Genomic DNA, 7,657 nt, shown 5'->3' on the forward strand with positions numbered 1-7,657 from the left:
ATTGGGGATAAAAGCCCCTGCCATTTCCGTTCATCCTGAGCCTGTCGAAGGATGAGAACTCCGCAGCTCACCTCACAACCCAAGATCGATCGAAACCCCGGCCCGGTCCAGCGGAAGAAAGTTGGCCACTTTGCCCAGCCGTATCGACTCTACCATCATGTTCATGGGCTGCTGCACATCGTCCGATGACGGCTCAATGCCGCCACGGCCAGACATGGCCGCCACAAATACTACATCCCAATTCTGACCGGTCTGTTCCGACTCCACCACCAGGCGCTCAAACTCCGGCACCTCGGAAGGTGTCTTGTCGACACAGATTACCGGCGTCAGGGCGCCGCCCTCACCCCGGTCAAAGGCGCTTTTTTCCTCCGCTGTTGCATCCTCCGGCAGCTCAGCCTTACAGAAAACAAACAACAGGCGCTGTGGCTCAGACTCAGTGCGGGCCACTTCCAGCAGATCCTTGAAGCCAGTGATCATAAACAAGTTCTCCAGAATAACGGATGGCCACCGCAGACCCGGTGGCACTTGATGTCAGCACCTGTTGCCGGCGCTAGGCCTGGGCGAAAGCTACCAGGCGATCGGGTTCGGGTATCAGTAAATGGCTGCGATTGACGCGCACCAGGCCAAGGGACTTAAGCTCCGCAAGCATCCGCGAGAGAGTTTCAGGCTGCATAGCCAGTCTGGAGGCGACCAGACACTTGGGCAGGGGCAATTCCACTTCCCGGGCGGTTCCCCGGGGCACCGCTTGCGGCATGAGGTCAATCAGATAGCGCACCAGGCGGTCCCGGGCATTCTGGATGGTCATCACCTCAAGGTCATGGAAACGGGAGACAGCCCGTCCGGCGAAATGGCGCAGCGCTATTTCAGCGTATTGGGGGCGACTCGCCAGCAGTTCCCGATAGGCCCGCACCGGAATCATGATCACCTCACTGACTTTCAGGGCCTCGGCGTAACAGGCGTATCGGGCCGGTTCAGCGTAGATCATGACTTCGGCAAAACAATCCCCGGGAGAGAGGCTGTCCAGAGTGCGGTCCACCCCGGAAGCATCAAGACGGTAGAGTCGTAGCCGGCCCCGCAGTACAAAATAGAAGTGGTGGGCCGGTGTATCCTGTCGGTACAGAAGTTGATGGTGATCGAGGCGCACCTGGCGGGACTGATTGAGAATTTCGTCGAGGTCGTCATTGCAGAATCCCTCAAACAGTGGGTGACTGCCCAGGCCCGGCAGCATGTCATCGTCAGACAACGCCAGCGTGCCATGGTTTGCCGCTCTGTCGCCCACCTGATGTGCGATACACTCGGATACGCCCATCATGCCCCTCCTTTTCTCTGCGTGAACACCAGGATCTACTGTGATCATGTTAGGCGTTTGGCAGTGACAGAACGCTCCCCCGTTGGGGGTAGAACCGGGGTGGATTCGGGGTAACCCCTACCCCGGTCAACACCGGTCACTGCATCAGCGGAGAGTCCGGCAGCTCCATATCAACACCCTCTACGCAGGTTTCCGCAGCAAGAACCTGCAGGTACTGACGAAATGCCCGACGGGTGACACTTTCATTCAGGTACTGGCGAATTTGCGGCTTGACGTGCTCGTAAGGCAGCTGCTCACCGTCGATCCGCTGATCAACCCGGATGATGTGCCAGCCGTAGCGACTTTCGATCAGTTCCGGGTGCAGGCCTTCGTGCAGACTCATCACCGGCCGTTCAAATTCCTCGACAGTCTGGCCCCTGGATATCTGGCCAAGACTGCCACCCTGATGGCGGGATTCGCAGGCGGAGTATTGTTTCGCCAGGTCAGCAAAACGGGAGCGGCCATCCAGCAACGCCGACAGCAGCTGTCTGCCGACTTCTTCCTGACGGATGCGCTCCTGAACATCGTCCGGCGCAGCTGCCAGCAGCACATGGCTGACAGCCATGATGGTGGGGCTGCGAAAACGCCCGGGGTTGGCGGCGTAGAAGCGTTCACAGTCCTGGTCGGTAAGGTCGGGGACGTCCAGTTCCTGCTCGAGCACGCCCGCGATGCGGTCTTCTTCGTCTTCGATGGTGTCCAGGCCCAGCTGTTTGGCCTGTTGCAGCAGCAACTCACGGATAACCAGGCTTTTCGCGGCCTGGTGCCAGGCGTCAACCGCTTCCTCGGCAGGGTGATGTTGCATTTCCCGGGCGATGTCGGCCTCGGGAATCAGGGTGTCACCCACGTAGACCGGGGGAAACTGGTTTCTGGGCTTTTCTGCATCGCCGATCGGGATCAGTTGCATGGTCTTTTCTCCTGAATTCTAATTCATCATCACCCAGCATGGGTGGTGGCTGGCCGGATGGTGGGGGCCTTTCTCCACCACCCGGCCGTCCGGGCTTCTGTGCTAACGCCTGTACCGTTCATCTTGAGCTCTGAGCTTGTCGAAGAGTCGGAGAGTCGAAGGATGAGAACTCTGGAGTCCGCGCCCTTCGACTCTTCGACAAGCTCAGAGCTCAGGGCGAACGGAGTCTCTGTACTGGCCAAACTCACGCCCCGTTCATCCTGACTCTGAGCTCAGGGCGAACGGAGTCTCAGTACTGGCCACTCTCATTCCCCGTTCATCCTGAGCCTGTCGAAGGATGAGAACTCCGGAGTTCGCGCCCTTCGACGAGCTCAGGGCGAACGAAGGTTTTGATAGTGGTCCGCGTCAAGCCCGCTTCCGCACCACCTGATACTTCCGTCCGAAGTACTCCACCGGCACGCTGAGCATGTGTACCAGGCGGGTAAACGGAAAGAGTACGAAGATAGTCAGGCCCAGAAAGATATGGGTCTTGTAGATCCAGTGAACGTCGGCGACATGTTCAGCCACACCACCCTGCAGGGTGAAAACCCCCTGAGCCCAGGCGGTGAACTTGAGCATGGTGCCACCGTCCAGATGACCCAGGGTGGGCAGTATGGTCAGCAGGCCGAGCGCCAACTGGACGACAAGGATAATGATGATCATATTATCTGCGAAGGTACTGCTGGCCCTCACGCGCGGGTCGGTCAGACGGCGCCAGGCGAGCATGCCACCACCGATGATGGCCATCACACCTGCGATGCCTCCGACCACAATTGCCATCACCTGTTTCTGGCCCGGAGTCATCAACCACTCATAAGCCCAGTGTGGCGTCAGCAAACCTACCAGATGGCCGAAAAACACCACCAGCACACCTACATGGAACAGCACGCTGGCGAGGACCATATTCTTCTTGCGCAGCATCTGACTGGAATGGGCTTTCCAGGTGAACTGGCCGTGGTCATAACGGGCCCAGGATCCGATAAACAGAACAGCCAGGGCGATGTAGGGATATACCCCGAAAAGCAGTGTATTGAGATAGGACATGTTGATTTCCTCCTGCGCTTTACGCGCGCCCTGTCTGACGGTGACTTGCATCCGTCACCAGCTGATCACTCAGGTGGATGGTCTGGGTCTGTTCCAGCTCGCGGCGGCGCTGGCCTACCACGCCGCCGGTGTTGCAGGAACTGCCCTGGTCATCCACAAACTTCACCATTTCTTCTTCCCAGACCTTGTCGAGGGCTTCCGGGGTGTCGTCGCGCTCTTCCGAGGCGACAATCCGGGCCAGTTCCTGGCGGTCTGTCTTGCGACCGGACAGCACCAGCAGGGCGTCCATGATCACGTGGTAAACGCTCTCGCGCTGGTAAAGGCGCTCGCCCAGCAGGCCAAGGATGTGATGGATATCTTCAAGCCAGTTCCGGATTTCCTCCCAGGGCCGGGTCGACAGATACTCCAGGAACAGCGGCAGGTAGTCCGGCAATTCCTTCGCATCAATCTCCAGGCCATTGGCACTGTACTGCTCCATCAGGTCCACCATGGCCTGGCCCCGGTCACGGGATTCGCCGTGTACGTGTTCGAACAGCAGCAAGGAGGTTGCCCGGCCCTTGTCGAAGGTGGCCACGTAGGCCTCCTGCAAATCCAGCAGATCGGTATCGCAGACCCGGTCAATGGCGGTGAGCAGCTGATCCTTGTTCTGCCGGGGCAGGCGGCTGTCTTCGAGAACAACAGCAACCAGTGCGTCCCTGGCGGCCTGCAGGTCTTCAGTCGGGTACTCAAGTATCCGGGCCATTACTTTAAGAAGTTCCATGGTTATTTCCTCAGTCCTGCAGCTGTTTGGGATCAACGTGCTTCACGGTGGCCAGCTTGCTGACCATGCTGGTGGTTTGTTTCTTGCCACCGAACAGGCTGAACTCGCTGTCGCCGCCATTGCAGCCGTCGCCGAAGCTGAAGCCGCAGCCGCCGCGCTCGCCATGGGCGTCCGGAAAGGCTTCTTTGGCCAGCTCACGGTGGCTGGTCGGGATCACAAAACGATCCTCGTAGTTGGCGATGGCCAGGTAGCGGTACATTTCGTCCGCCTGGGCTTTGGTCAGGCCAGCCTCTTTCAGGGCGGTCAGATCTTCCCGGCCCTCCACGGTTTCGGCACGCTTGTACAAACGCATGGCCATGATCCGTTTGAGAGCACGTACCACAGGCTTCTCATCACCGGCGGTCAGCAGGTTGGCCAGGTATTTGACCGGAATCCGCAGGCTCTCGATCTTTGGCAGTACGCCGTCGAACTCCACCTTGCCGGCTTCTGCTGCGGACTGGATCGGGCTCAGGGGCGGCACGTACCAGACCATGGGCAGGGTGCGGTATTCCGGGTGCAGTGGCAGGGCCAGTTTCCAGTCCACCGCCATCTTGTAGACCGGGCTTTGCTGGGCGGCCTCAATCACGTTCATGGGGATGCCGTCTTTCTTCGCCTGCTCGATCACAGCCGGATCGTTGGGGTCCAGGAAGATTTCCAGCTGCTTTTCATACAGCTCGTGCTCACCCGGGGTGCTGGCCACTTCTTCAATGCGATCGGCATCGTACAGCAGTACACCCAGGTAACGGATGCGGCCGACACAGGTCTCGGAGCAAACCGTGGGCAAACCGGCTTCGATGCGCGGGTAGCAGAAGATGCACTTCTCGGACTTGCCGGTTTTCCAGTTGAAGTAGATCTTTTTGTAAGGGCAGCCGGAGACACACATCCGCCAGCCCCGGCACTTGTCCTGATCGATCAGTACAATGCCGTCTTCTTCCCGCTTGTAGATGGCACCACTGGGGCAACTGGCAACACAGGTCGGGTTCAGACAGTGCTCACACAGGCGCGGCAGGTACATCATGAACGTACTTTCGAACTGGCCGTATATGTCCGCCTGGATCTGGTCGAAGTTCTTGTCCTTGCGACGCTTGGCAAACTCGGTACCCAGAATTTCTTCCCAGTTGGGACCCCATTCGATTTTCTTCATGCGCTCGCCGGAGATCAGCGACCGGGGCCGGGCCACCGGCTGGTGCTTGACGTCACCGGCGGTATGCAGGTGCTGATAGTCGAAATCGAACGGCTCATAGTAGTCGTCAATTTCCGGCAGGTCCGGATTGGCGAAAATGTTCGCCAATACCCGGAAACGGCCACCGATCTTCGGACGAATCTTGCCGGAGCTGTCGCGCATCCAGCCGCCTTTCCACTTGTCCTGGTTCTCCCACTCTTTCGGGTAGCCGATGCCAGGCTTGGTTTCAACGTTGTTGAACCAGGCGTATTCCATACCTTCACGACTGGTCCAGACGTTTTTGCAGGTGACGGAACATGTGTGGCAACCAATACACTTGTCCAGGTTCAGTACCATGCCGACTTGGGAACGGATTTTCATTTTACAGCCTCCTGAACGTAGTCATTGCCTTCACCGTCGAGCCAGTCCACGTTCTTCATTTTGCGAACCACCACGAACTCATCCCGGTTGGAGCCGACAGTGCCGTAGTAGTTGAAGCCGTAGGAGTACTGGGCGTAGCCGCCGATCATGTGGGTCGGTTTCGGACAGATCCGGGTAACCGAGTTGTGGATACCACCACGGGTACCGGTAATTTCAGAGCCGGGCACGTTCACGTTGCGCTCCTGGGCGTGGTACATCATCACCATGCCGGGCATCACCCGCTGGCTGACCACGGCCCGTGCCGAGATGGAACCGTTGCTGTTGAACACCTCGATCCAGTCGTTGTCTTCCACTCCGATCTCTTTGGCATCGTCTTCACTGAGCCAGATGATGGGGCCACCGCGGGACAGGGTCAGCATCAGCAGGTTATCGCTGTAGGTGCTGTGAATACCCCACTTCTGGTGCGGTGTCAGGAAGTTCAGTGCTTTCTCCGGGTTGCCGTTGGGCTTCTTGCCCAGCATCGGCGCCACCGCCTTGGTGTTGATGGGCGGGCGATACACCAGCAGGCTTTCACCGAAGGCGCGCATCCAGGCGTGATCCTGATAGAACTGCTGACGACCGGTCAGAGTGCGCCAGGGGATCAGCTCGTGCACGTTGGTGTAGCCAGCGTTGTAGGACACATGCTCATCTTCCAGGCCAGACCAGGTGGGGCTGGAAATGATCTTGCGCGGCTGCGCCACGATGTCCCGGAAGCGGATTTTTTCCTCTTCCTTGTTCTTCGCCAGGTGGGTGTGGTCCAGGCCGGTCTTTTCTGACAGTGCCGCCCAGGCTTTCACCGCCACCTGTCCGTTGGTTTCCGGCGCCAGGGTCAGAATCACTTCGGCCGCATCGATGGCGCTTTCAATCTTCGGCCGGCCGGCGTTGGCACCGTCCAGGTGGGTGTAGTTGAGTTCCTTCAGGAAGCTGACTTCCTTCTTGGTATCCCAGTTGATGCCCTTGCCACCGTTGCCCAGTTGCTCCAGCAGCGGTCCCAATGAGGTAAAGCGGGCGTAGGTGTTCGGGTAGTCCCGCTCAACGGTGATGAAGTTGGGCGCGGTCTTGCCCGGAATCAGGTCGCATTCACCCCTTTTCCAGTCCTTCACATCGAAGGGCTGGCCCAGCTCGGCCGGTGCATCGTGCAGCAGCGGCAGGGTAACCACGTCTTTCTCGACACCCAGGTGCCCTTCGGATGCCGCGGAGAAGGACTTGGCAATACCCTTGTAAATATCCCAGTCACTGCGTGCTTCCCAGGCCGGATCAGTAGCGGCGGTCAGCGGGTGAATGAACGGGTGCATGTCCGAGGTGTTCAGGTCGTTCTTCTCGTACCAGGTGGCCGTCGGCAACACGATGTCGGAATACAGACAGGTGGTGGACATACGGAAGTCCAGGGTCACCAACAGGTCGAGCTTGCCCTCGGGCGCGTCGTCATGCCATTTCACTTCCTGGGGCTTGACGCCACCTTCAACACCCAGATCCTTGCCCTGCAGGCCGTTCTTGGTGCCCAACAAGTACTTGAGCATGTACTCGTGACCCTTGCCGGAGGAGCCCAGCAGGTTGGAGCGCCAGATGAACAGGTTGCGCGGGCAGTTCTCCGGCGCTTCCGGATCTTCGCTGGCGAAGGCCAGAGAGCCGTCCTCCAGGGACCTGGCAACATAGTCGGACACGTCCATGCCGGCCTGTTCTGCTTCCGCAGCAATTCCCAGCGGGTTGCGGTTCAGCTGCGGGGCCGACGGCAACCAGCCCATGCGCTCGGCACGCACGTTGTAGTCAATCAGACTGCCACTGAATTTGGACTTGTCGGCCAGCGGTGACAGGATTTCGTCGACTCCCAGTTTCTCGTAGCGCCACTGTCCGGAGTGGGCGTAGAAGAATGAGGTTGAGTTCATGTGGCGCGGCGGGCGCTGCCAGTCGAGGCCAAAGGCCAGGGGCTGCCAGCCGGTC

The 7,657-nt window shown here is 59.1% G+C and carries 7 protein-coding genes; all 7 read right to left on the reverse strand.

The annotated features are described in order from the left end of the window. Positions 1-72 precede the first annotated feature (72 nt). The gene (locus tag AAC035_RS16145) at positions 73-477 is read right to left on the reverse strand and encodes a ribonucleotide reductase subunit alpha (protein WP_339805950.1); all 405 of its coding nucleotides are present in this window, start codon (positions 475-477) and stop codon (positions 73-75) included. Between the two features lie 73 nt (positions 478-550). Continuing rightward, positions 551-1,309: a Crp/Fnr family transcriptional regulator gene (locus tag AAC035_RS16150; protein WP_339805964.1), complete on the reverse strand. Its 759-nt coding sequence runs from the start codon at positions 1,307-1,309 to the stop codon at positions 551-553. 136 nt (positions 1,310-1,445) lie between these two features. After that, on the reverse strand, positions 1,446-2,252 hold the full coding sequence (locus AAC035_RS16155; protein WP_339805952.1) for a peptidylprolyl isomerase: 807 nt from the start codon (positions 2,250-2,252) through the stop codon (positions 1,446-1,448). A 405-nt stretch (positions 2,253-2,657) separates the two neighbouring features. Then, complete coding sequence (gene narI / locus AAC035_RS16160; RefSeq protein ID WP_339805954.1) at positions 2,658-3,335, reverse strand: respiratory nitrate reductase subunit gamma; 678 nt, start codon at positions 3,333-3,335, stop codon at positions 2,658-2,660. A 19-nt stretch (positions 3,336-3,354) separates the two neighbouring features. Further along, on the reverse strand, positions 3,355-4,095 hold the full coding sequence (narJ, locus tag AAC035_RS16165; protein ID WP_339805956.1) for a nitrate reductase molybdenum cofactor assembly chaperone: 741 nt from the start codon (positions 4,093-4,095) through the stop codon (positions 3,355-3,357). Positions 4,096-4,105: 10 nt separating this feature from the next. Further along, positions 4,106-5,677: a nitrate reductase subunit beta gene (gene narH / locus AAC035_RS16170; RefSeq protein WP_339805959.1), complete on the reverse strand. Its 1,572-nt coding sequence runs from the start codon at positions 5,675-5,677 to the stop codon at positions 4,106-4,108. Further along, a partial coding sequence (locus AAC035_RS16175; protein WP_339805961.1) for a nitrate reductase subunit alpha occupies positions 5,674-7,657 on the reverse strand: 1,984 nt, incomplete at its 5' end. The genes AAC035_RS16175 and narH, both read right to left, overlap by 4 nt.

Source organism: uncultured Marinobacter sp., from assembly GCF_963974375.1.
Lineage (GTDB): Bacteria > Pseudomonadota > Gammaproteobacteria > Pseudomonadales > Oleiphilaceae > Marinobacter.